At 43.3% G+C, this 20,448-nt stretch carries 19 protein-coding genes; 13 read left to right on the top strand and 6 right to left on the bottom strand.

Translation table 11 applies throughout. The features are described from left to right. Positions 1–137: 137 nt before the first annotated feature. On the bottom strand, positions 138–2,519 hold the full coding sequence (locus HBHAL_RS20105) for an immune inhibitor A domain-containing protein (RefSeq protein ID WP_041601799.1): 2,382 nt from the start codon (positions 2,517–2,519) through the stop codon (positions 138–140). A gap of 370 nt (positions 2,520–2,889) precedes the next feature. After that, positions 2,890–4,086: an MFS transporter gene (locus HBHAL_RS20100; protein WP_014645371.1), complete on the bottom strand. Its 1,197-nt coding sequence runs from the start codon at positions 4,084–4,086 to the stop codon at positions 2,890–2,892. A gap of 646 nt (positions 4,087–4,732) precedes the next feature. Here HBHAL_RS20100 and noc point away from each other — a divergent pair. The 3 genes from noc to HBHAL_RS20080 all read left to right on the top strand — a co-directional run bounded on the left by noc (position 4,733) and on the right by HBHAL_RS20080 (position 7,476). Next, entirely contained in the window at positions 4,733–5,596 is an 864-nt protein-coding gene (noc, locus tag HBHAL_RS20090; protein WP_014645369.1) for a nucleoid occlusion protein, read from the top strand. Between the two features lie 241 nt (positions 5,597–5,837). Beyond that, positions 5,838–6,683 (top strand): ParB/RepB/Spo0J family partition protein, encoded by an 846-nt coding sequence (locus HBHAL_RS20085; RefSeq protein ID WP_014645368.1) that lies wholly within the window; start codon positions 5,838–5,840, stop codon positions 6,681–6,683. Positions 6,684–6,771: 88 nt separating this feature from the next. Continuing rightward, the gene (locus tag HBHAL_RS20080; protein ID WP_014645367.1) at positions 6,772–7,476 is read left to right on the top strand and encodes a DUF554 domain-containing protein; all 705 of its coding nucleotides are present in this window, start codon (positions 6,772–6,774) and stop codon (positions 7,474–7,476) included. 62 nt (positions 7,477–7,538) lie between these two features. Here HBHAL_RS20080 and yyaC read toward each other — a convergent pair whose 3' ends face one another. Beyond that, positions 7,539–8,165: a spore protease YyaC gene (gene yyaC / locus HBHAL_RS20075; protein ID WP_014645366.1), complete on the bottom strand. Its 627-nt coding sequence runs from the start codon at positions 8,163–8,165 to the stop codon at positions 7,539–7,541. 89 nt (positions 8,166–8,254) lie between these two features. Here yyaC and HBHAL_RS20070 point away from each other — a divergent pair, with 89 nt between their 5' ends. The 7 genes from HBHAL_RS20070 to rpsR all read left to right on the top strand — a co-directional run bounded on the left by HBHAL_RS20070 (position 8,255) and on the right by rpsR (position 12,964). Next, a complete protein-coding gene (locus HBHAL_RS20070) occupies positions 8,255–9,274 on the top strand; it encodes a YkvI family membrane protein (protein WP_014645365.1) in 1,020 nt (339 codons plus the stop codon). A 68-nt stretch (positions 9,275–9,342) separates the two neighbouring features. Beyond that, entirely contained in the window at positions 9,343–10,230 is an 888-nt protein-coding gene (locus HBHAL_RS20065; protein WP_145956149.1) for a mechanosensitive ion channel family protein, read from the top strand. 23 nt (positions 10,231–10,253) lie between these two features. Beyond that, complete coding sequence (locus HBHAL_RS20060; protein WP_014645363.1) at positions 10,254–10,451, top strand: DUF951 domain-containing protein; 198 nt, start codon at positions 10,254–10,256, stop codon at positions 10,449–10,451. Between the two features lie 218 nt (positions 10,452–10,669). Then, positions 10,670–11,767, top strand: coding sequence for a redox-regulated ATPase YchF (ychF, locus tag HBHAL_RS20055; protein ID WP_014645362.1), 1,098 nt, complete (start codon positions 10,670–10,672; stop codon positions 11,765–11,767). A 137-nt stretch (positions 11,768–11,904) separates the two neighbouring features. Beyond that, entirely contained in the window at positions 11,905–12,198 is a 294-nt protein-coding gene (gene rpsF, locus HBHAL_RS20050) for a 30S ribosomal protein S6 (RefSeq protein ID WP_014645361.1), read from the top strand. A 12-nt stretch (positions 12,199–12,210) separates the two neighbouring features. Continuing rightward, positions 12,211–12,714 (top strand): single-stranded DNA-binding protein, encoded by a 504-nt coding sequence (gene ssb / locus HBHAL_RS20045; protein ID WP_014645360.1) that lies wholly within the window; start codon positions 12,211–12,213, stop codon positions 12,712–12,714. 22 nt (positions 12,715–12,736) lie between these two features. After that, on the top strand, positions 12,737–12,964 hold the full coding sequence (gene rpsR, locus HBHAL_RS20040) for a 30S ribosomal protein S18 (protein WP_014645359.1): 228 nt from the start codon (positions 12,737–12,739) through the stop codon (positions 12,962–12,964). Positions 12,965–13,017: 53 nt separating this feature from the next. On the opposite strand, the gene HBHAL_RS20035 is transcribed toward rpsR, so the two are convergent. Continuing rightward, positions 13,018–13,455 (bottom strand): Rrf2 family transcriptional regulator, encoded by a 438-nt coding sequence (locus HBHAL_RS20035; RefSeq protein WP_014645358.1) that lies wholly within the window; start codon positions 13,453–13,455, stop codon positions 13,018–13,020. 173 nt (positions 13,456–13,628) lie between these two features. Between HBHAL_RS20035 and hmpA the strand changes: the two genes are divergently transcribed. Further along, positions 13,629–14,852 (top strand): NO-inducible flavohemoprotein, encoded by a 1,224-nt coding sequence (gene hmpA / locus HBHAL_RS20030; protein WP_014645357.1) that lies wholly within the window; start codon positions 13,629–13,631, stop codon positions 14,850–14,852. A gap of 17 nt (positions 14,853–14,869) precedes the next feature. Here hmpA and HBHAL_RS20025 read toward each other — a convergent pair whose 3' ends face one another. After that, positions 14,870–15,496: a YczE/YyaS/YitT family protein gene (locus HBHAL_RS20025; RefSeq protein ID WP_014645356.1), complete on the bottom strand. Its 627-nt coding sequence runs from the start codon at positions 15,494–15,496 to the stop codon at positions 14,870–14,872. A 134-nt stretch (positions 15,497–15,630) separates the two neighbouring features. After that, positions 15,631–17,316 (bottom strand): peptide ABC transporter substrate-binding protein, encoded by a 1,686-nt coding sequence (locus tag HBHAL_RS20020; RefSeq protein ID WP_014645355.1) that lies wholly within the window; start codon positions 17,314–17,316, stop codon positions 15,631–15,633. Between the two features lie 241 nt (positions 17,317–17,557). On the opposite strand from HBHAL_RS20020, the gene HBHAL_RS20015 reads away from it, so the two are divergent. Beyond that, on the top strand, positions 17,558–18,721 hold the full coding sequence (locus HBHAL_RS20015) for a pyridoxal-phosphate-dependent aminotransferase family protein (RefSeq protein WP_014645354.1): 1,164 nt from the start codon (positions 17,558–17,560) through the stop codon (positions 18,719–18,721). Then, positions 18,721–20,304 carry a phosphoglycerate dehydrogenase gene (gene serA, locus HBHAL_RS20010; RefSeq protein ID WP_014645353.1) on the top strand — a complete coding sequence of 528 codons (1,584 nt, stop codon included), beginning with the start codon at positions 18,721–18,723 and terminating at the stop codon, positions 20,302–20,304. Before HBHAL_RS20015 ends, serA begins: the two co-directional genes overlap by 1 nt. Positions 20,305–20,448: the final 144 nt, after the last annotated feature.

The raw sequence follows: 20,448 nt of genomic DNA, 5'->3' as shown, positions 1-20,448 counted from the left end.
ACCAAAGATATCTCGAAACTGAGTCTTCAACTATCCGACCCTATTGCGTAATAAGCCTTTTGTGAAAAATCAACAATAAACTTTACCAGAGCTAACTCAAAAAGAACTCCTCTATTAAGAGGAGTTCTAAAAATTGATTATTTGTACATTAATACTTTACCTACCGTACCATCTTTACTTTGACCGGTTACACGGAATTTCAGACCGTAGTCAGGAACATCGCGTCCTGCATCTACTAATCCTTCATTCAAGTAGTTTTCGCTGTCATCGAATAATGGTGTGCGTTTAGTGAAGTTATCTTTGATTGTATCCCCGTAGCTGCTATTCGTATAGTCAATAAACATTTTGTCTGTTTTATCTAAACTGAATGCAGCATCATGAACTTGGAAGCGTGTACTAGCTACGTCTCCATTTCCCCATTTAACGGTGTGCTGATCCGCATCAACAACGCCTACAAAGCCATTACCCGGGTGAATACCTGTCCAGTTTTCACTGTATTGCTTATCGATATACCAGACCACTAGCCCATCGTCGAACGTCATTAAGCTGTCACCACGGCGGATGTTGGCAAGACCTTCATCAACACCATTGTGGCTGCGCCATTCAAGCAGGTAGTAATGGTCAGAGCGTTTAATACCATCATTTTTCGTGAAACCATCCAGATTAAACTTGGCATCACCTTCAGCATCGTCGAACACGACTTCTTCTCCATCAACAACGACGGATAGATCATCAGCGTACAAGCCAGGATTCGATACTGCACCATCCGTAACGTATTCAATTGCTACTTCAACTTCTTGTCCTGCATATGCAGACAGATCGAAGGAAGCATCAATCCAGCCATCGGATGAACCTGTAATTCCATTTCCATCATTAACATCATATGGATCTTCATTTGTCGTAATATCACTTGCAATTGGCTCTCCATCAACCGTCACATATGCGTAATCCCAGTCTTTTTCAATGTCATACCACGTTTTAAAATTAAACTTGGCAGAAGTGGCATCAGTTAAATCTACCGTTTTCGTCAAATAATTATGCAAGTCATCCGCACTTCCGGAGAAATATTGATACTCTCCGCTTGCCGGCTCGTTAATGACCGTTTCTTTTTGCGGCAGAGTTACTTTCACTGTGTCATTATTTGTTCCTTTGGTCACAGCTTCGTCGAGAAGAACTTCTGTCCCTTTTTCAGTGATGTCTTCTACATCTAATTCTGTTCCAGTTAACCAGTTTCCTTGCGTCCCTTCATTATCCACGACAGCAGAAGTCTGCAGCATTTCTTTCATATACGGGCTGAATCCAGTCGGCATCGTACCTGGAATATCTCCTGCCCAGCTTCCGCTCGACATAATCGACCAGTAACTGACTGGTTCGCCAGCACCGGAATACTGAGTATCATATTCGTCAGGCAGACCTAAATCGTGGCCAAATTCGTGGGCCATGACCCCTACTGCTCCGTCTTCTGGTTCAATAGTATAATCGTAAGCTGCCATAGAGCCGCCCCAATATCCTACAGTAGCTTCAGTATTACTAATCGGAGTCACTCCGCCAAGGTTCCAGCGGTGAGACCAGATAGCGTCAGATCCTAGAGATCCTCCACCGGCTTCTTCACCCACTCCGGAGTGGATAACCATCAAGTGGTCAACAAGTCCGTCCGCTTCCAGGTAGTTTCCATCTCCGTCCAGATCATAACGATCCCACTGGTCATAATCAGCAATATTAACAGAATCATCAGCTGAGGCTGCCTCAAGTGCTTCCTTCACAAGACCGCGGGCATCGACATCACTGTCATCTTCTGTCGGATAGTTTCCACCGTATGCTGCAGCTTCTTTACTTGCTGTGTACCAGCCTGCTACTTCCCCTTCGACAGAATAACTGCCACCGGATTGCTTCTCATAGTACTGTTTCATGGAATCATAGGTTTCGCCGTCTGGACCTGTCCAGCCGCCTTCACCGAACAGCATGTCCTGATAATGCTCTCTGGAGTATGCATCTTCACCTTCATAGTACATATCCGTTTCATCAGCGGTCATGGAGTTATGAGGCTTGTCAGGATAGTCAACGAGCAGGACAAGTACTTTGTCTGTACGCATCTCGCCATCATAAGCTTCTTCCTCTACGGAATCCGGAGCATTTTTCTTCGCCTGCCCCAGTTTATTTCCTTTTCCGTTGGTTAAGCTGTTATTTTTCATTTCACCCTGAAGCTTTTCTTTCGCTTCTTTGGCTTCTTTATTTAGCTCACCTGTATCCTTCTTAGCAGCTTCTGATTTCGCTTTTAGGAATTTGTTTAATCCTTTTTGAGCTTCAGAAGGACTTGCATCTGGAGCTATTTTTCCGTCCTCTTTCAACATCTCAATTAGCTTTTCATCATTCGCAATTGCGAGATCAAAAGGTGATCCCTCGTGCGAATGTGATTTATGTAAATCTTCGCCTGCATCTTGATTTACTGTGCCTGCACTTGCACTTACGGGCCCGAAGGCTAAAGTAAGGGCTAAAGCAGATGTGATCATTCTCCCCATTTTCTTCAAATTAATGTCTCCCTCCACATTTTGTAAAAATAAGCTACATTTACAAATCTACCAAAATTACAAAATTAATCAATATATTATTTTTAATTTTCTAAAAATAATGAATAGTGCCCAGGAGCGAATTTAAAGCGTTAAAGTGTAACAGATGAACGACAGTGAAAATAGCGGATGGGAAGATAATATTACAGAATTCGTAATAATGTGATGTTATTTTACTGTAATAAATCAGCGTCTGAAGTTTATATCTTAATTTTCAGAGGCCTAAATGTGACTTTTGTACTATCCGCGAAAGTCTTATAATCCATGTAAAAAACAGCCGCTCCCTCAGGAAGTGACTGTCTTCAATAAAGATGAATAGATTTCATCTATCAACGATTATTCGTTTTGGTCGTATTGGTATGGAAACACCGAGTAAAGCGATAACGGCGCAGGCCAAGAACATGGGTGTGAATCCACCAAGTGCGATCCCGCTGACTGTCGTGAAAATAAGCAAATCAAATCCTGAATCGAGAATCGATAGTAAAGAAATAGTCGTTGCCCGCACGTTAGATGGGATCAAGTCGTTGGATAGTTGAGAATAAATGGGATAGCGAATGGCGCTCACTAGTTTTAAGACGAAGATAACTCCAAGAATAACCCAGAGGTACGTATTAAATAAGGCTGCTAGTGTGAGCCCGATTACTGCGAGCATTCCTGTGATCCCTAATAAAAGTACACGACTCATTTTACTGGTCATCCATCCAATGGAACGCGAAGCCATAAAACCTATGAAACCCGCGATTGCATAGACGATTCCGATCCAGTACACCGGAAGGCCCGCATCGACGAGCAGTTTTTGATCAAATTTCTCAAATATCGCAGTAGCGGGTATAAATACGAGCGATATGTTCATAAACATCCATAATACTTGAGGGGTTTTCCGGATAGCCTTTACCCCTGCCCATATTTGCCGGAGCGGCGGCTGTTGATCCCCTTCTTGCGGGGGTGGGTTTTTGATGGACAGCAGTAAAAAGAACTGAACTGTCATAAAGGCCAGACTTAAGCCAATCAGCAGCTGAAATTGTTGTTCCGTTAAATCTTTAGCGATAAAAGCCCCTATAATGACCGCGATGATCGAGACGATAAACGTAGCCGAACCAATTTGCCCGATCGCTTTATCCATAAATCTTTCTTCGTTCGAGAGTTTAAGAGATTCATAAATAAGTGCCTCGTCTGCTCCGCTAAAAAAAGTAGCGGCAAAACCAGTTAGAAAACTGCTTAGGAAAAACACCCAGGGTTCAAAGGCGATCAGTAATAAAATATGGCTGACAATAGCGAGTGCAGAGCCTATTAAAAAGGCTGCTTTCGATCCGTAGCGGTCCGCCAGTACCCCGGTGGGAATTTCACCTGCAAGGACGCCAATGCTGAAAAAGGTTAAGACCAGAAGAATTAAGGACTCATCGAGACCCCTTTCGAAGTAAAAAAGTGTAAGCACCGGTTGTATGAAGCGTACGCTTCCAAACAACTCGGCCCAAAATAGAAAACGAATGTTGTGAGCGGCTAATGTATTCTTTTGCAAAATGTTATCCTCCTGCTATACAGTAATAGGTCTGGTATAGATACAGGAGTAAAAAGCTTGCAGTGATTGGATTAATGGTTAGCTTGCTTTCACCCCTGCCTCTGAATGGGAAAATAAGATGAAAGTTTTTTGCATGATTGGTTCCTCCTTGGTTCGTTGTCATAAATTTCAGTTCCCCTTCTGGAAAAAAACTTCTCCTTTTAAGCAGAACCTTCAAAGATACATATTCAGCAGGAACACGTTTATTCCTGCCTGACTTTGGATCATAAAATGAGCCGGGTGAATGCTGCAATTTAATTTTACAGCTATTGTTTGAAGGAAAACTCAGGAACAGGTAAGCTATAAGCAGAAGTTTTCTTGGAAAATATATCGACGAAATCTGCTAATAACAACTGGACTTTTATGAGAAATAATCCTTATTGAATGCCTTGATCACCTGGTTATCTGTGCTTTTTCGACATCGGGAATGAATAATTCTTCTTTCCTTACGATACTTTTACTAGAATAAATATGATAAAATAGATAGAGAGTTAAAACGGCATACATGTGCGCAGCAGCCGAAAAGCCTGCGGCGCTTTTTCTATTTCAATTTTTAAGAAAAATATTAATGAGCATAAGCTCGATCGTATAAAGGTGGTGTCTGATCGTGTTACATCCTTTTGGTCGTTTGTTCGGATTAGGGGACAAACCGGAACAGGAATCTGAAGATAACAACAGTGAAGAAGGCTACAGTCCTGATGAAGTCATGCAGGTCCCGGTAGATCATATTCAGCCGAACCGTTATCAGCCCCGAGCGATTTTCAACGATGAGAAGATCAGCGAACTTGCCCAGACGATACATACGCATGGGATGATTCAGCCGATTGTTCTCCGTCGGATAGATGAGGAAAATTATGAACTGATTGCAGGAGAGCGCAGATGGCGTGCTGTCCAAACGCTTGAGTGGGAAACGATTCCTGCGATCATCCGTGATATGAATGATTCCCAGACGGCGTCTGTCGCTCTTATTGAGAATCTGCAAAGGGAAGAATTAACGGTCATTGAAGAAGCTATGGCTTATGCCAGACTGATTGAACTTCATGAACTGACGCAGGAAGCCCTGGCCCAGCGGTTAGGAAAAAGCCAGTCAACGATTGCCAACAAGATGCGTTTGTTAAAATTGCCTGAATCCGTTCAACAGGCGATTATGGATAAAAAAATTACAGAGCGCCATGCAAGAGCCCTTATTGGAGTTAAGGATCCCGAATTGCAGGAAACGATATTGACTGAAATCATTGAAAAGCACCTGAACGTTAAGCAGACGGAAGAGCGGATCGCTAAGCTGAGCGAACCTAAACCGAAAAAGAAAAAGCCGACTCTTAAAGGTGTGAATAAAGATATGAGAATTGCCATGAATACGATTCGGCAGTCGCTCACAATGGTTTCGGATACAGGGATCGACTTAGAAACCGAAGAAGAAGATCATGATGATTATTATCAAATTACGATAAAAATTCCTAAGAAAAAATAATGAACGGTTCTACCCATCTTGCCTTTCGCAGAGATGGGACTTTTTTTAACTCTTCACCCCGTTTTTTCAATATAATGGTAAAATAAAAGAAAAGTAGAACAAGATAAAGGCTATCCATCGATCATTCCCCGTTAAAGCCGGCTGAGGAAAGTTTCAAGTCAGGGCAAGTCCGTGATTTTGCATAAACCGCAGTCTTACGTAATGGAAGTCTATTTAGAAACAGTAAAGGAAGTGATCGCGAATGGCGAAAGGGTCAGGTAAAGAGACTCAAGCGGTTTCTCAGGAGATGGAGCGTAAAGAGGAAGAGCAGATTCAGGAAATTCCAGTCCACGAATGCCGCCCTAATCCGTATCAACCCAGAAAACATTTTACCGATGAAGCCATCCAGGAATTGAAGGAATCAATCGAGGAGCATGGCATTCTTCAACCGCTGATCGTAAGAAAAAGCATTAAAGGCTTTGAAATTGTGGTCGGTGAACGAAGGTTCCGCGCGGCGAAGCGTGCGAACCTGGAGACGGTTCCCGCCCTGGTCCGTGTATTGACGGATGAACAGATGATGGAACTCGCCCTTCTGGAGAACTTACAACGGGAGGATTTAACCCCGATTGAAGAGGCCAAAGCCTACCAGAATTTAATGAATGAGCTTTCTTTAACTCAGGAATTACTCTCGAAGAGGTTAGGAAAAAGCCGTTCTCATATTGCTAATCTCGTCCGGCTGTTATCGCTTCCGGTGGAAGTAACGAGAAAGATAAACGATGGAACTTTATCCATGGGACATGGTCGGGCACTGCTTGGGTTAAAAAATCGTGAGCAAGTGATCGCTCTTGCCTCAAGGATTGAAAAAGAAGCTCTTAATGTTCGTCAGGCGGAGCGGCTGATTTTTGAAAACAACAAAAAAGACCGGACTGAGAAAAAGAAACCGTCTGCTAAAGATATCTTTATAAGAGATCGGGAAGAGAGTCTCAGAGAGCGTCTAGGCACGGAAGTTACCATTCATAAAGGAAAACAAAAAGGAAGAATTGAAATTGAGTTTATGGATGAAGAGGACCTGGAACGTATCTTACAGTGGTTTGATAAAGATTCATAAAGCAGACCTGGTGAAGCAGACCGGGTTTTTTTGTTGCTTATAAACAATGGTGTTTCACGTGAAACAAAAAATTATAGGAGAGAATCTCATGGTATTGTTAGGTACATTTGTGAATGGTTTATGTATTATTGTTGGTACACTTCTAGGGCTGTTTTTCACTAAGATTCCCGAGCGTTTTAAGGAAACCGTCATGAGCGGTGTAGGCCTGGCGGTTATATTGATCGGTCTTCAAATGGCCTTTGAAACGGATAACATTGTGATTGTGCTATTGAGCTTATTAACTGGAGCGATTATTGGGGAAGCTGTACATTTAGAAGATAAGCTTGAGTACATAGGAAGATTCATTGAACGAAAGTTTACCAAACCCGACCAGGAATCCAGTATGGCGCAAGGGTTTATTACGGCTTCCCTTATTTTTGTTATCGGGGCGTTATCCGTCATAGGAGCCCTGGACAGCGGTCTTCGTAATGACCATGAAGTTTTAATAACTAAGGCCATCATTGACGGGTTTGTATCGCTTGTCTTAACGTCTACTCTTGGAATTGGTGTCATTTTTTCTGTTATTCCGGTCGTGTTATATGAAGGGTCTATTGCGTTATTAGCCACTCAGATTAACCGCTGGATTCCCCAGGATATGCTGGATTTGTTCATCATGGAAATGACAGCTACCGGTGGGCTGCTGATCGTGGCTATCGGTCTTAACTTATTAAAATTAACGAAAATTCGTGTAGCCAATCTTTTACCCTCCCTTCTGATGGTCGGGGTAGTGTTCTATATTTCCCAATGGTTCTAAAAAGCTGCTGATAAGTCTTTATAAGGCTTATGAGTAGCTTTTTTTTATGGATGAAGAACTCATTACTTCATGGTTTTAGGCAGACGATTGATGGTCCCTTTGAATGTCGTTACGGGTGCGGATTCCATTGTATGTTTCACGCGCTTAGCATCTGACAATTGAATAGCTGCTGCGACTTTAGCGGCCATCTGCATGACCGTATGAAGACGAGTGTTTTGTAACACGACATGTTCCATGAATCCACTCACATTCACCATTCCGCTAATATGCAGGTCTCCTATAGGGGGAAGGTCCTTTTTTAAAGCGGATCCCGGCGAAATGGATCCTTTCCCAAGTACCACAGAACCTACCGACGCCGACTTACCTAAACACGCATCTACCGCCAGAATATAAGGGTGGTTGTGGGTTCGTTTAATCCGATTTATTTGTTCAATTAAATTAAGGGCATGCAAAGGTTCTTCCAGCGTCCCATAGAGGTGAAAAGTTTCTAACGTTTGCTGCTTCAGCATCGAACCGACAAGTGGTCCAAATGCATCGCCCGTGGAGCGGTCCGTTCCGATACAGGCAATGACGATCTTCTTAGAGGGAGGCAGCCATTCTTTCAAATGCAGACTAAGGGTCTCACTCATTCCAGGATCCTCTGTTTTAAGACGTCTTTCTTCATTTGAGAACTTGTCTTTAAAATTCATAGCTTCTCCTCCACACACATAGTAGTAACAGTATATAAGGTTGTCCGTCGTTCTATACGTGGCAAATACATAGAGGTGGAGGATCGTTCATGATAAAAGCTGGGATTAAGTGGATGTTTTTGATTGTAGGAACGATGATTGGGGCAGGTTATGCTTCAGGGAGAGAGCTATGGCAATTCTTTGGACAGGACAGCAGCCTGGCTATCCTTTTGTTTTGTATCATGTTCATTCTGTGTTGTGCCGTCATTATGAAGATCAGCTTTAAGAAGCAGAGCGGCGATTATTTACCTGTCCTGCGGGCGATTGTAGGAAAGCATTTAACAGGGATTTATGATTGGATGATCATCATCTATCTATTTACGATGACCGTGATCATGCTGGCAGGAAGCGGAGCTACCTGGCAGGCCTTTCATTTTTCCTACCGCTTCGGAGTCATGGCACTTGTCGTACCTATGATCCTTTTATTTGTATGGGATGTAAAAGGGATCGTCACTGTAAACAGTGTGGTGCTTCCCTTATTAATTACCGGTCTTGTGTTCGTTTTAATTATTTTCATTAATGATCAGCAGCTTGAGCTGTTTGGTCATCTTCATGAGATCACCAATTGGATGTCCGCCTTTCCTTTTACGGCTCTTAATATCCTTCCTTTAATTGCTGTGCTCGGGGCTATAGGGAACCAGGTGAAGCATAAGGGCGAGATTTGGATTGCCAGTGCAGGGAGCGGAGTGATTCTTGGAGTCATCTCCTATCTTTATAATCAAAGTTTAATTGAGATCTCAGATGAGATTATGCTCTACGAGATTCCTTTATTCGCCATATTAAAACACTATCCGTATGAGATGATGCTGTTTATGTCCGTGATGCTCTGGATTGCCATTTTTACGACGGCTGTATCTGGTACTCTCGGACTTGCCACCCGCTTCCGGAATTATTTAAAGCAGCCTCTATGGATTGTGGCATTAGCGACCGTTGCTGTGATGCTTCCCTTTACATCATTCGGATTTTCTACGCTGGTGGAGTACTTATATCCGCTGTATGGAATTCTGAATTTATACGTTCTTTTCTCTCTTCTTATTTATCCGTTACGTTCGCGATTCAAAATTCGCTGAAAACCTGTTAAAATGAACTTCATATTCATAGTCGTACAGGAGGGGAAGCGTTGAAAGCGGACGAAGCTGTGCAGGAAGCTTTAACCAGGTGGGAGGAAACAGTAAATTATGTGACAGGGCCTGAATTATGGACTAATCTAGCTCTAGGAGCCCTGAAAATCATCTTTATTCTGTTAATCTCGTTTTTAGTGATCCGCATAGGAAAGCGAGTAATCTCGCAGTTTTTTGAAAATCGGCGGCGGGGACCTTTTAAAATTACCCAGCGCCGGGAAGCTACATTAAAAAAATTGGTGATTAACGCTTTGACGTATGTGGTGTATTTTGTCTCGTTTATTATGATACTGGAAGCTTTTACTTTAGATGTTGGCGCTTTGCTCGCAGGTGCAGGTATTGCCGGACTCGCCATCGGCTTTGGAGCCCAGAACCTGGTGCGCGATATCATTTCCGGCTTTTTCATCATTTTCGAGGACCAGTTTTCCGTAGGTGATTATATTCGGACATCTGGCGTCGAAGGTTTTGTTGAAGAGGTAGGCATCCGTACGTGTAAAGTTAAATCCTGGACAGGTGAGGTTCACATCCTGCCTAATGGAAATGTCACTCAGGTTACGAACTTTTCCATCCATAATAGTGTTGCCGTGGTGGATGTAAGTATTGCGTACGAAGAGGACATCGCCCAGGCCGAACAAGTGATTCTGGAATTGATGAAAGAGCTGCCGGCTCGTTATGAAGCGATGCTCGATGTACCTGAACTTCTTGGGGTACAAACCTTAGGTGCTTCCGATGTGGTCATGAGGATTATCGCGGACACCCAGCCAATGGAGCATTGGGCAATGGCTCGTGCCATCCGGAAAGAAGTAAAAACCCGTCTGGACGAAAGAGGAATTGAAATTCCATTTCCACGTATGGTTATGTATTCTCGTGAAGATGATAAATCTTTACAGGAAGTGAATGAATGAGTAAAAAATGAGGAGGGAACTCCATGGCAGACAAAAATTACGAATTGAATGATGTCGTTCAAATGAAGAAACCTCATCCGTGCGGGAAAAACCGCTGGAAAATCATTCGTATGGGAGCAGACATTCGTATTAAGTGTGAAGGCTGCGGCCACAGTGTCCTTATCCCTCGGAAAAAGTTTGAATCCAAAATGAAGAAAAAGCTGGAACCTTCCGAACAGTAGATCTTTAGCCTTGAAAAGCTCCCTGAAATAGGTGGGCTTTTTAATTTTGTACGGATAAGTTTAATCAAACCTGAAAAATGGATAGAATGAACTTAATAAATCAGAAGCAACAAGCCCTGTCTTTTGCTTTTCCACAGGTTGTTATTTTCAGACACAGTATCTATAATTGATATGACTAGCATGCATGTATGTAAATCCTTAAGGAGTGAAAGTCTTATATGGCACTAACAGCAGGAATCGTAGGTTTACCGAACGTAGGGAAATCTACGCTATTTAACGCAATTACACAAGCAGGAGCTCTGTCGGCCAACTATCCGTTTGCCACAATAGATCCGAACGTAGGGATCGTGGAAGTACCGGACAGTCGGCTGGAGAAGCTGACCGAGCTTGTTAAACCGAAGAAAACCGTACCTACCGCATTTGAATTTACCGATATTGCCGGCATTGTTAAAGGGGCAAGTAAAGGTGAAGGACTTGGTAACCAGTTCTTATCCCATATCCGCCAGGTCGACGCGATCTGCCACGTAGTCCGTGCGTTTGAAGATGAGAACGTGACGCACGTGTCAGGGGAAGTCGATCCCATCACTGATATTGAAACGATCAACCTGGAGCTAATTCTTGCCGACCTCGAAACAGTTTCCAAACGAATGGACAGAGTAGCTAAGATGGCTCGTCAAAAAGATAAGGATGCTGTAGCGGAATACACGGTTCTTGAGAAACTGAAAGAATCATTAGAGGAAGAAACCCCTGCTCGCGCTGTTGAATTCAGTGATGATCAGGAAAAAATCGTAAAAGGCCTTCATTTGCTAACTTCTAAGCCCATCCTCTATGTGGCGAATGTCAGTGAGGATGAAATTGGTGAAGGGGATAATGAAAAGGTTAAGCAAATCCGTGAATTTGCAGCAAAAGAAAATGCAGAAGTCATTGTCATCTGTGCAAAAATTGAATCTGAGATAGCCGAGCTTGATGGAGAAGAAAAAGAAGAGTTTCTTGATGATCTTGGGATTGAAGAATCCGGCCTGGATCAGTTAATTAAAGCGACGTACAACCTTCTTGGGCTAGCCACCTACTTCACGGCTGGTGAGCAGGAAGTAAGAGCCTGGACCTTTAAAGAAGGAATGACGGCTCCACAGGCTGCCGGAGTCATTCACACGGACTTTCAGCGTGGTTTCATTCGTGCGGAGACAGTGTCGTATGAAGACCTGGTTGATGCAGGCACCATGGGTGTTGCCCGTGACCGCGGCCGTGTTCGTTTAGAAGGAAAAGAGTATTTAGTGAGAGATGGCGACGTTATTCACTTCCGTTTTAACGTATAAGCGAGGATCCTTCCGTTTTAGTATTGTATTTCTTGGACAACTTTGTTATAATACTACATTGTGAGTAATTAAGAAAAGATTACTCCTTGCTCTTATCAGGAATAGGAGCCGTTAAGTCCATAAGGAGGTGAAAACGGATGAGTAGAAAATACGAAATCATGTATATCATCCGCCCAGATATCGAGGAGGAAGCTAAAACAGGAATCATTGATCGTTTCAGCAATATCCTTCAAGATAATGGCGCGGAGGTAGAAGAAGTTAAAGAAATCGGCAAGCGTCGTCTTGCTTATGAAATTAACGACTACCGTGATGGTATCTATGTAACAGTCGACTTCAACGGAACACGTGAAGCGATTAATGAATTCGACCGTCAAGCGAAGTTCACGGATGATATTATCCGCCACATCGCAGTACGCGAAGATGACAAATAAGGAGTGGTTCTGATGTTAAATCGTGTCGTATTAGTCGGCAGATTGACGAAGGATCCTGATTTACGCTATACGCCAAACGGAGTGGCCGTCGCCAACTTCACCATTGCGGTGAACCGACCATTTTCTAATAATCAAGGTGGTCAGGACGCAGATTTTCTTAACTGCGTGGTCTGGAGACGTGCTGCAGAAAACTTAGCCAACTTTATGAATAAAGGCAGTCTTGTAGGAGTGGATGGACGATTACAGTCCAGAAGCTTTGATAACCAGGAAGGCAAGCGTGTATTTGTAACAGAAGTAGTTGCAGATAGCGTACAATTCTTAGAATCCAAAGGAAGTTCTTCCCAGGGTGGAAGTAATCGTGGAGGCTCAGGATACCAGGCAAATCAGAATCAACAACCATCCGGAAATAATTTCGGATCGAACAACAACAATAATAACAACAATCAACGAGATGAGGATCCATTCGCAGATAATGGAGAGCCCATCGATATATCAGATGATGATTTACCATTCTAATTAAGAAAGAGGTGAATGCGACATGGCACGTCGTGGACGCGGAAAACGTAAAAAGGTGTGTTTCTTCACAGCTAATGGAATTACACACATCGATTACAAAGATGTTGACCTACTAAGACGTTTCGTTTCTGACCGAGGAAAGATTCTTCCTCGCCGAGTAACTGGAACTTCTGCTAAATATCAGCGTAAATTGACTAAAGCAATCAAGCGCGCTCGTATTATGGCTCTATTGCCTTACTCTACTGAATAGTAGCGTTACTAAAAACCGTGAAGTCTATTTTAGACTTCACGGTTTTTTTATATTCATGAAAGCTGCATAAGCGCGCGTAGTTCATCCCTGTTCGAGACAAGATCTTCTAAAGTATAACCGTCGAGAACTTGAAAGAAGGCTTGAAGCGCATCTTTCAGGACATGTCTAAGCTTACAGGCAGGCGTAATGACACATTCATTCGTCTGGCAGTCAAAGCATTCCAGTAAATAAAAGTCATCCTCCATAGAACGGACAACTTTTCCGATATTAATGTCTTCAGGCTTATGGGCAAGCTTAATTCCTCCAGAACGTCCCCGCACCGTATGAATAAGCTCTAATTTATTTAATTCGTGGATAATCTTCCCTAGATGATTTTCGGAGATATTAAATACCTCGGAAATCTCTTTTTTATTGGCAAGCTGACCTTCTTTCTTAGCAGCTGTGAAAATTAATACTCGCAGAGCATAATCCGTATATTTTTTTAAACGCATAGGTCAACCCTCACTCTTCTTTTATTTAATCTTATCACAGCCATCATTCCGATGTCTTATTTTCAGATTTTTGGAGCACATTAACGGAATTGTCATAATTGATGTATTTATAATACACCTTTTAATGTATAATAAAGATATATTATAAATACATCTTTTACGGAGGGTTTTATATGTCTACACAAACCAATCAATTATTAAATGACCATACGATTAAAGTGATCAAATCAACTGTACCTGTGTTAGAGGAACATGGAGAGGCTATTACGACACATTTTTATCAGCAGCTATTTTTAAATCATCCTGAACTGAAGAATATTTTTAACCAGACCCATCAGAGAAAAGGAGACCAGCCCCGTGCGCTGGCTAACACGGTTTATGCTGCAGCTAAGAACATTGAACATCTGGAAGCTATTCTGCCGAGGGTTAAACAGATTGCTGAAAAACACCGGAGTTTGAACGTCCTGCCGGAACACTATCCCATTGTAGGCGAGTATTTGCTGAAAGCGATTAAAGATGTACTTGGAGATGCAGCAACGGACGAAATTATACAGGCCTGGGGAGAAGCTTACGGGGTTATAGCGGATGTATTCATTCAAGTAGAAGATCGTATGTACAAGGATGTACGCCAACAGACCGGGGGATGGACAGGATTCCGTGATTTTAAAGTGATTCAAAAGAAAGTAGAAAGTGATGTGATTACATCTTTCTATTTAGAGCCGGTCGATGAACAACCTCTAGCCGATTTTAAGCCTGGCCAATACTTAACGATTAAAGCTGAGATTCCTGGAGACGATTATGACCACTTACGTCAATATAGTCTTTCAGAGGCTCCAGGCACCCCTTACTACCGTATTAGTGTCAAAAGGGAAGAAGGAAACCAGGAGGTACCGGAAGGCAAGGTTTCGAACTGGCTGCACAGCCATGTAAGCGAAGGTGATATGATTCCAGTCAGTGCACCAGCCGGAGATTTTTATCTAGATGCAGATACCGACAAGCCGCTCGTCCTGTTGAGCGGGGGCGTGGGGCTCACACCGATTTTGAGTATGGGCAGAGCGGTGCAGGACTTGCAGCCTGAGCGGGAAGTGTATTTTATTCATGCTGCTCAGAACGGATCGGTCCACGCATTTAAGAAAGATATGCAGACCATGGGGAGTAAAACGGTAACCAAAATTATTTATGCCCAGCCGACAGAGGATGACCGTCTGCACCAATCGTTTGATAAAGAAGGATACGTGGATCTTCCATGGTTAAAAGAAGCGGTCCCTCAGAATAGCGAGTTTTATTTCTGTGGTCCTGAAGGCTTTATGAGGGCTGTCAATCAGTCCCTGAAGGATTGGGATGTATCCGAAGATAGCATTCACTATGAATTCTTCGGCCCTCAGGGAGTTCTTTAAGTTTTATTGACCCGGTATTAGCTTCCAGCTGGAGCAAGTCGCTGGTCAAGCCGGTTTACGAGATTCATAAATCCGTGAATAGCTGGCCCGCTCAGAAGGGTGATAAGAATGGTCCCCACTCCAATGGCACCGCCAAAAAGAGCGGCAACTATGACCAACAGGATACTGATGAGTACTCGGGAAGTGGTAATCGTCCACCCTGTCAGCTTACGGACTACCAGCATCATCCGGTCAAAAGGATTGGGCGCGAAATCGGCTTGAAGGTTGATCGCAATACCTAAGCTTGCAAATAAAATACCAGCCAGTAAACAAAGAATTTGAGCCATAAGGTTTGGTGATAACATCAGGTCGTTTGACCGGATGATCCATAGCCATAGATCAATCCCAATACCGGTTAGAAGTGAGGTTGCAAGCGCCAATAGTTCAGGACGTTTCCGCTGGGCGGCTGCATTGAAAAGAATGATCGTGAGACCGACCACGATTTCCCAGCTGCCGATGGTTAAACCAAAAGACCGGTATAACCCCACAAGCAGTGCATCAAAAGGAGAGGTACCTAAATGTGATTCAATGGTCAGGGCGATGCCTAACGTTAGGATAATAATTCCTAAAGAATAATATAAACCTCTTTGCCAGATTCGTAACATAGTCCCTCTCCCTTCTTAATATCCGACTTGATGTTTTGATGCTAGTCACTATAACGCTCAGAAGCTCAAGTTACAAGAGATTTGCACGTAAAAAAGGCCAGGAGGCATGCCTCCTGGCCTTTTCACTATTCTGATTAATTTTCTACGTGAGCCCATTTGAATTCAAATTCAGGACCGGTAGAGGTGGTGAATACCCCTTTAATGTTAGGTCTGAATAATTGAGCTTTAGCATCCTGATAGATTGGAGCAACGGCTTGATCTTCTTCGAGAAGCAGTTTCTCAGCTTCCATGAACGTTTCAAAACGTTTCTCCGGCTGTTGCGCATATTCTCCATTTGCTTTTTCAATAAGAGAATCGTATTCTTCACTTGAATAGTTCATATTATTGTTTTGTCCATCGGTAACATACATGTTCAAGTAGGTGTTAGGGTCTACATAGTCAGGACCCCAGGTAGCAGCTTCCATTTCAAATTCAGAAGCACTGTCACGACGTACACGTTCTTTAAATGGTACTTCCATAACATCAATCGTTAAGCCATCCAGCTTAGATTCCAATTGGTCTTTATAGTAGGCCAGAGTTTTCTTCGAAGTTCCGGTATCATCCCCCAGAAGCTCGATCGTTACAGAATCTGTTCCTAAAGCCTCAAGCGCTTTATTCCAGTGTTCTTTTGCTTTCTCTTCATTCGATTCTACAAGCGGTCCCTGGGCTTCACGGAAATCTGTTTCGCTTCCAGGCATAGAAACGAAGTTTGAAGGAACATAGCCTTCTGCAGGCACAGATCCATCATTTAATATCACATTGACTAGATCTTCACGATTAATTGCATAGGAAATCGCTTTACGTGCATCGGCATTGGCCAAAGCTTCGTTTGCTTCCTGGTTAAATTTAAAGAAGTACAAGTATGGTTTCTTCACGACTTCAAATGCTTCGTTACTACGATACTGATCAACAAACTCAGCGTTAAGTTCTGTCTGATCGATTTCTCCAGACTCATACAGGTTTACCCCTGTAGAAATCTCTTTAATGACTTTAGCGTTAATCGTTTCAAGTTGAACCGTTTCAGCATCCCAATAATCTTCGTTCTTCACAACTGTCCAACCTTCACCATGATTCCATTCGGTCATCTTGAATGGACCGTTCGATAATGTATGTTCGGCTTCTGTAGCGAAATCTTCGCCTTTTTCTTCTACGTAGCTTTGGTTAATTGGCATAAATGTAATAAATACAGTCATCGATTTGAAATAAGGTACAGGTTTTTCAAGTTCTACTTCTAATGTTTTATCATCTACTGCAGTGACACCCAGTTCTTCTGGTTCCACTTCTCCATTACTGACGGCAGTAGCGTTTTTAATAATTCCTCCAAGGAAGTACGGTCCATACTCAGAACCTGTGTCCGGGTTAACAGCTCGTCTCCATGAATAGACGAAATCATTGGCTGTTACTTCGTCTCCGTTCGACCACTTAGCGTCACGAAGTTTGAACGTCCACGTAAGGCCATCGTCGCTAACCGTTCCTTCTTCAGCCATTCCTTCTGTAAGGTTACTGTTTTCATCTAGGCGGTAAAGACCTTCCAGTGTTTCGCCGGCCCATTGGAATCCGACTGAATCGGTAATTAAGGAAGGATCCATGCTTGGAATTTCACTTTTAGCTGTTACGGTAATGGTTTGATCGCCCGAAGCATCCCCTTCTGAGCTTTCTTCTGTGTCATTTCCACCTTCACTAGACTCCGATGAGTTCTCTTCGCCTCCACCGCTGCATGCTGCTAATACAAAAATGAGCATAAGTGTGAAAAGCAACCAGATTTTGTGGTTTTTTCTCAAGTGTAACTCCCCCTAATTTTTCAAATATATGTACTTTTTGAATTATACAGATAATTATGAATTTTTTCAACGTAATTTTTTTGTAAAAACTGAGGAAAAAGCATCATTACTGAAAATTCAAATTAGATTGACAACACTAATTCTTTTGATAGGATAAAGGAATATCATTTCTTTTTCTAAAGAGCAAACGACTAATAATAGGAAAAGAGAATAGAATTTGATGAGAAGGGTGGTTCTAGAAATGAACCGGGAATGGGATTTATTGCATACACCGGGTCCGACGCCGATTCCGCCAAGTGTCGATCGGGCCATGATCCAGCCAATGATTGGTCATAGAGGACAGAAATGTAAAGACTTAATAAACAGAATTACTCCGCGCGTGAAGTCCATTTTTGGTACCTCTCAGGATGTGCTTCTGCTTACAGGAAGCGGCACGTCTGCCCTGGAAGCAGCTGTAGTGAATACTACGAAGCCGGGAGATGAAGTCATCGCTGTAGTTGCCGGTTCTTTCGGTGCGCGCTTTGCGCAGATCTGTGAGTCCTACGAGCTGAAGGTCCATCGTATTGAATTGGAATGGGGAAATGCTGTTCAAGTTTCTCAGGTGGAAGAAGCGCTTAAGGCTCATCCTGAGACGAAAGCGGTCTTTCTGACTCATTGTGAAACGTCTACAGGGGTGATGCATCCCGTTGAAGAAGTAGCCAAAAGCGTCAATAAGATCAGTGATGCTCTAGTGCTTGTAGATGGTGTGTCATCTATTGGCGGAGCCCGTATTGAGATGGACCAGTCTGGAATCGATCTCTTAGTGACAGGATCTCAAAAAGCTATGATGCTCCCTGCAGGTCTTGCTTTTGCAGCAGTCAGTGATCGTGCCTGGGAGGTTATTAATGATAATGATCGACCACGTTTTTACTTAGATTTAAGAAGCTATAAGAAAAAACTGGGTGACGGCCAGACACCTTTCACCCCGGCTTTGTCTCTTTTATTTGGTTTAGAGGAAGTCTTGAATTTAATAGAAGAAGAAGGTCTGGACGATGTGTTTGAGCGTCATCAGCTTATGAAAAACATGACGCGCGAGGCTTGTAAAGCTCTTAACCTTCCATTACTGGTGGACGATGAGAGTGCTTCTACAACCGTTACGTCTATTCAACCCACTACTTTTAATGCAGAACAATTCAGAAAGCTTGCGAATGAAGAGTTCGGACTGATGGTGGCTGGCGGACAGAACCATATGAAAGGTGAAATTTTCCGAATTGGCCATATGGGCTATTGCCGTCCGGCAAATGTTCTTCAATATGTAAGCATTTTAGAAGTTATATTGAAACGATTGAACCATGATTTTAAACCTGGGGCTGGCGTTGTCGCCGCACAGGAAGTTTATCTCAATCACACCAGGGAGGGAAAATAATGTACCGCGTGTTAATCTGTGACCCTTTAAGTGAAGAAGGAATCCGTCCTTTACTGGATGCGGAGGATGTGGAAGCCATTGCAGATCCTTCTCTGAGTCATGAAGAGCTGCTTGAGGCCGTAAAGTCTGTGCAAGCTATTATTGTCAGAAGCCAGACACAAGTAACCAGAGAAGTGATTGAACATGCCGAAAACCTGCAGGTAATCGGACGTGCGGGCGTTGGCGTGGACAATATTGATCTCGATGCGGCAACAGAACATGGTGTAGTTGTGGTAAATGCTCCTGATGGAAATACCATTTCAACAGCAGAACATACGATGGCTATGCTGATGTCTCTCGCACGCAATATTCCTCAAGCCTATCACCAATTACAGCAAAAACGCTGGGAAAGAAAGAAATTCGTCGGGGTCGAGCTTAAAGGTAAAACGCTCGGCGTGGTCGGTTTCGGCAGAATCGGAAGAGAAGTGGCTCAGCGCGCTAAAGGTCAGAGAATGAAAGTCATCGCCTATGATCCATTTCTTAATCAGGAAAAGGCTGATAAAGCCGGTGTGGATCATGGAACTCTTCAGGAAGTACTGCAGCAGGCAGATTTCTTAACGGTTCATACACCTTTAATGGAAGAAACGAAGCATTTGATTGATCGTGAAGCCATTCAGCTTATGAAACCTGGTGCCAGGATTTTGAACTGCGCCCGCGGCGGAATTGTTGATGAAGATGCTCTTTATCAGGCTATTCAAAGTGGAAAAATTGCCGGAGCGGCGCTTGATGTGTTTGAAGAAGAGCCGGCAACCGAGCACCCTCTTCTTTCTCTTACAGAAGTCGTTGCTACCCCGCACCTGGGAGCAAGCACGGTAGAGGCTCAGGAAAATGTTGCAACCGATGTAAGTTACGACGTATTAGAGCACTTAAGAGGCGGAACGGTAAGAAACCCTGTCAATATGCCTTCCGTTTCTTCAGAAATGATGGAGCAGCTCTCTCCATATTTCAAGCTGTCGGAACGCCTGGGTGCTTTCTTGTCCCGAGTAGTGGAAGGAACGCTTGAGCGCGTAAGTGTGTATTATTCAGGAGAACTGACAGACGTGGATACCACCCCGCTTACCAGAATCGCGATTAAAGGAATTCTGCGCCGACACATTGGACAGCGTGTGAACGACGTAAATGCCTTTAAAACAGCTTCTGATAAGGGAATTGTCATCAATGAGCAAAAGTCGACGTCAACCAAAGGGTTTACGAACTTGCTGACTGTTGAAATTGAAACGGATCAGGAGAAACGAAGTATCGCAGGTACTTTGTTAAATGGTCTTGGAGCCCGTATTGTCCAGCTGGATCAATACTCCATTGACGTGGTCCCAGATGGGAACCTTATTCTTATCCACCACAAAGACCAGCCGGGCGCTATCGGACGTGTGGGGAGTCTCTTATCTGAGCACAATATGAACATTGCTACCATGCAGGTAGGCAGAACCAACCAGGGCGGAGACGCTGTTATGGTTCTGACCGTGGACAAAGAAGTGGAGTCCGAGTGTCAGGATCGGCTGGGAGAAATTACGGATATTAATAAAGTTCAGTGCTTAACTCTATAAGATAGAATCTATTCCCGGGGACCTGGTCTCCGGGAATTTTTTATTTAGATGTTGAACGTTAATTAAGAAACTTATTAAACTAACGGGCCGTTTACTGTAAGACTCGACTTCGAGATATTGTGTGGAGAAAGGGGCTCCAGGGAA

It is taken from the genome of Halobacillus halophilus DSM 2266 (genome assembly GCF_000284515.1).
GTDB lineage: Bacteria > Bacillota > Bacilli > Bacillales > Halobacillaceae > Halobacillus > Halobacillus halophilus.
Note: the sequence above shows the minus strand (reverse complement) of the source record. Positions and strands in the feature narration are given on the sequence as shown.

Coding starts and splice junctions, on each gene's coding strand:
- HBHAL_RS20105 (WP_041601799.1), bottom strand. CDS start 2,519: ATGGGGAGAATGATCACATCTGCTTTAGCCCTTACTTTAGCCTTCGGG.
- HBHAL_RS20085 (WP_014645368.1), top strand. CDS start 5,838: ATGGCGAAAGGGTCAGGTAAAGAGACTCAAGCGGTTTCTCAGGAGATG.
- HBHAL_RS20080 (WP_014645367.1), top strand. CDS start 6,772: ATGGTATTGTTAGGTACATTTGTGAATGGTTTATGTATTATTGTTGGT.
- yyaC (WP_014645366.1), bottom strand. CDS start 8,165: ATGAATTTTAAAGACAAGTTCTCAAATGAAGAAAGACGTCTTAAAACA.
- HBHAL_RS20070 (WP_014645365.1), top strand. CDS start 8,255: ATGATAAAAGCTGGGATTAAGTGGATGTTTTTGATTGTAGGAACGATG.
- HBHAL_RS20060 (WP_014645363.1), top strand. CDS start 10,254: ATGGCAGACAAAAATTACGAATTGAATGATGTCGTTCAAATGAAGAAA.
- ychF (WP_014645362.1), top strand. CDS start 10,670: ATGGCACTAACAGCAGGAATCGTAGGTTTACCGAACGTAGGGAAATCT.
- rpsF (WP_014645361.1), top strand. CDS start 11,905: ATGAGTAGAAAATACGAAATCATGTATATCATCCGCCCAGATATCGAG.
- ssb (WP_014645360.1), top strand. CDS start 12,211: ATGTTAAATCGTGTCGTATTAGTCGGCAGATTGACGAAGGATCCTGAT.
- rpsR (WP_014645359.1), top strand. CDS start 12,737: ATGGCACGTCGTGGACGCGGAAAACGTAAAAAGGTGTGTTTCTTCACA.
- HBHAL_RS20035 (WP_014645358.1), bottom strand. CDS start 13,455: ATGCGTTTAAAAAAATATACGGATTATGCTCTGCGAGTATTAATTTTC.
- hmpA (WP_014645357.1), top strand. CDS start 13,629: ATGTCTACACAAACCAATCAATTATTAAATGACCATACGATTAAAGTG.
- HBHAL_RS20025 (WP_014645356.1), bottom strand. CDS start 15,496: ATGTTACGAATCTGGCAAAGAGGTTTATATTATTCTTTAGGAATTATT.
- HBHAL_RS20015 (WP_014645354.1), top strand. CDS start 17,558: ATGAACCGGGAATGGGATTTATTGCATACACCGGGTCCGACGCCGATT.
- serA (WP_014645353.1), top strand. CDS start 18,721: ATGTACCGCGTGTTAATCTGTGACCCTTTAAGTGAAGAAGGAATCCGT.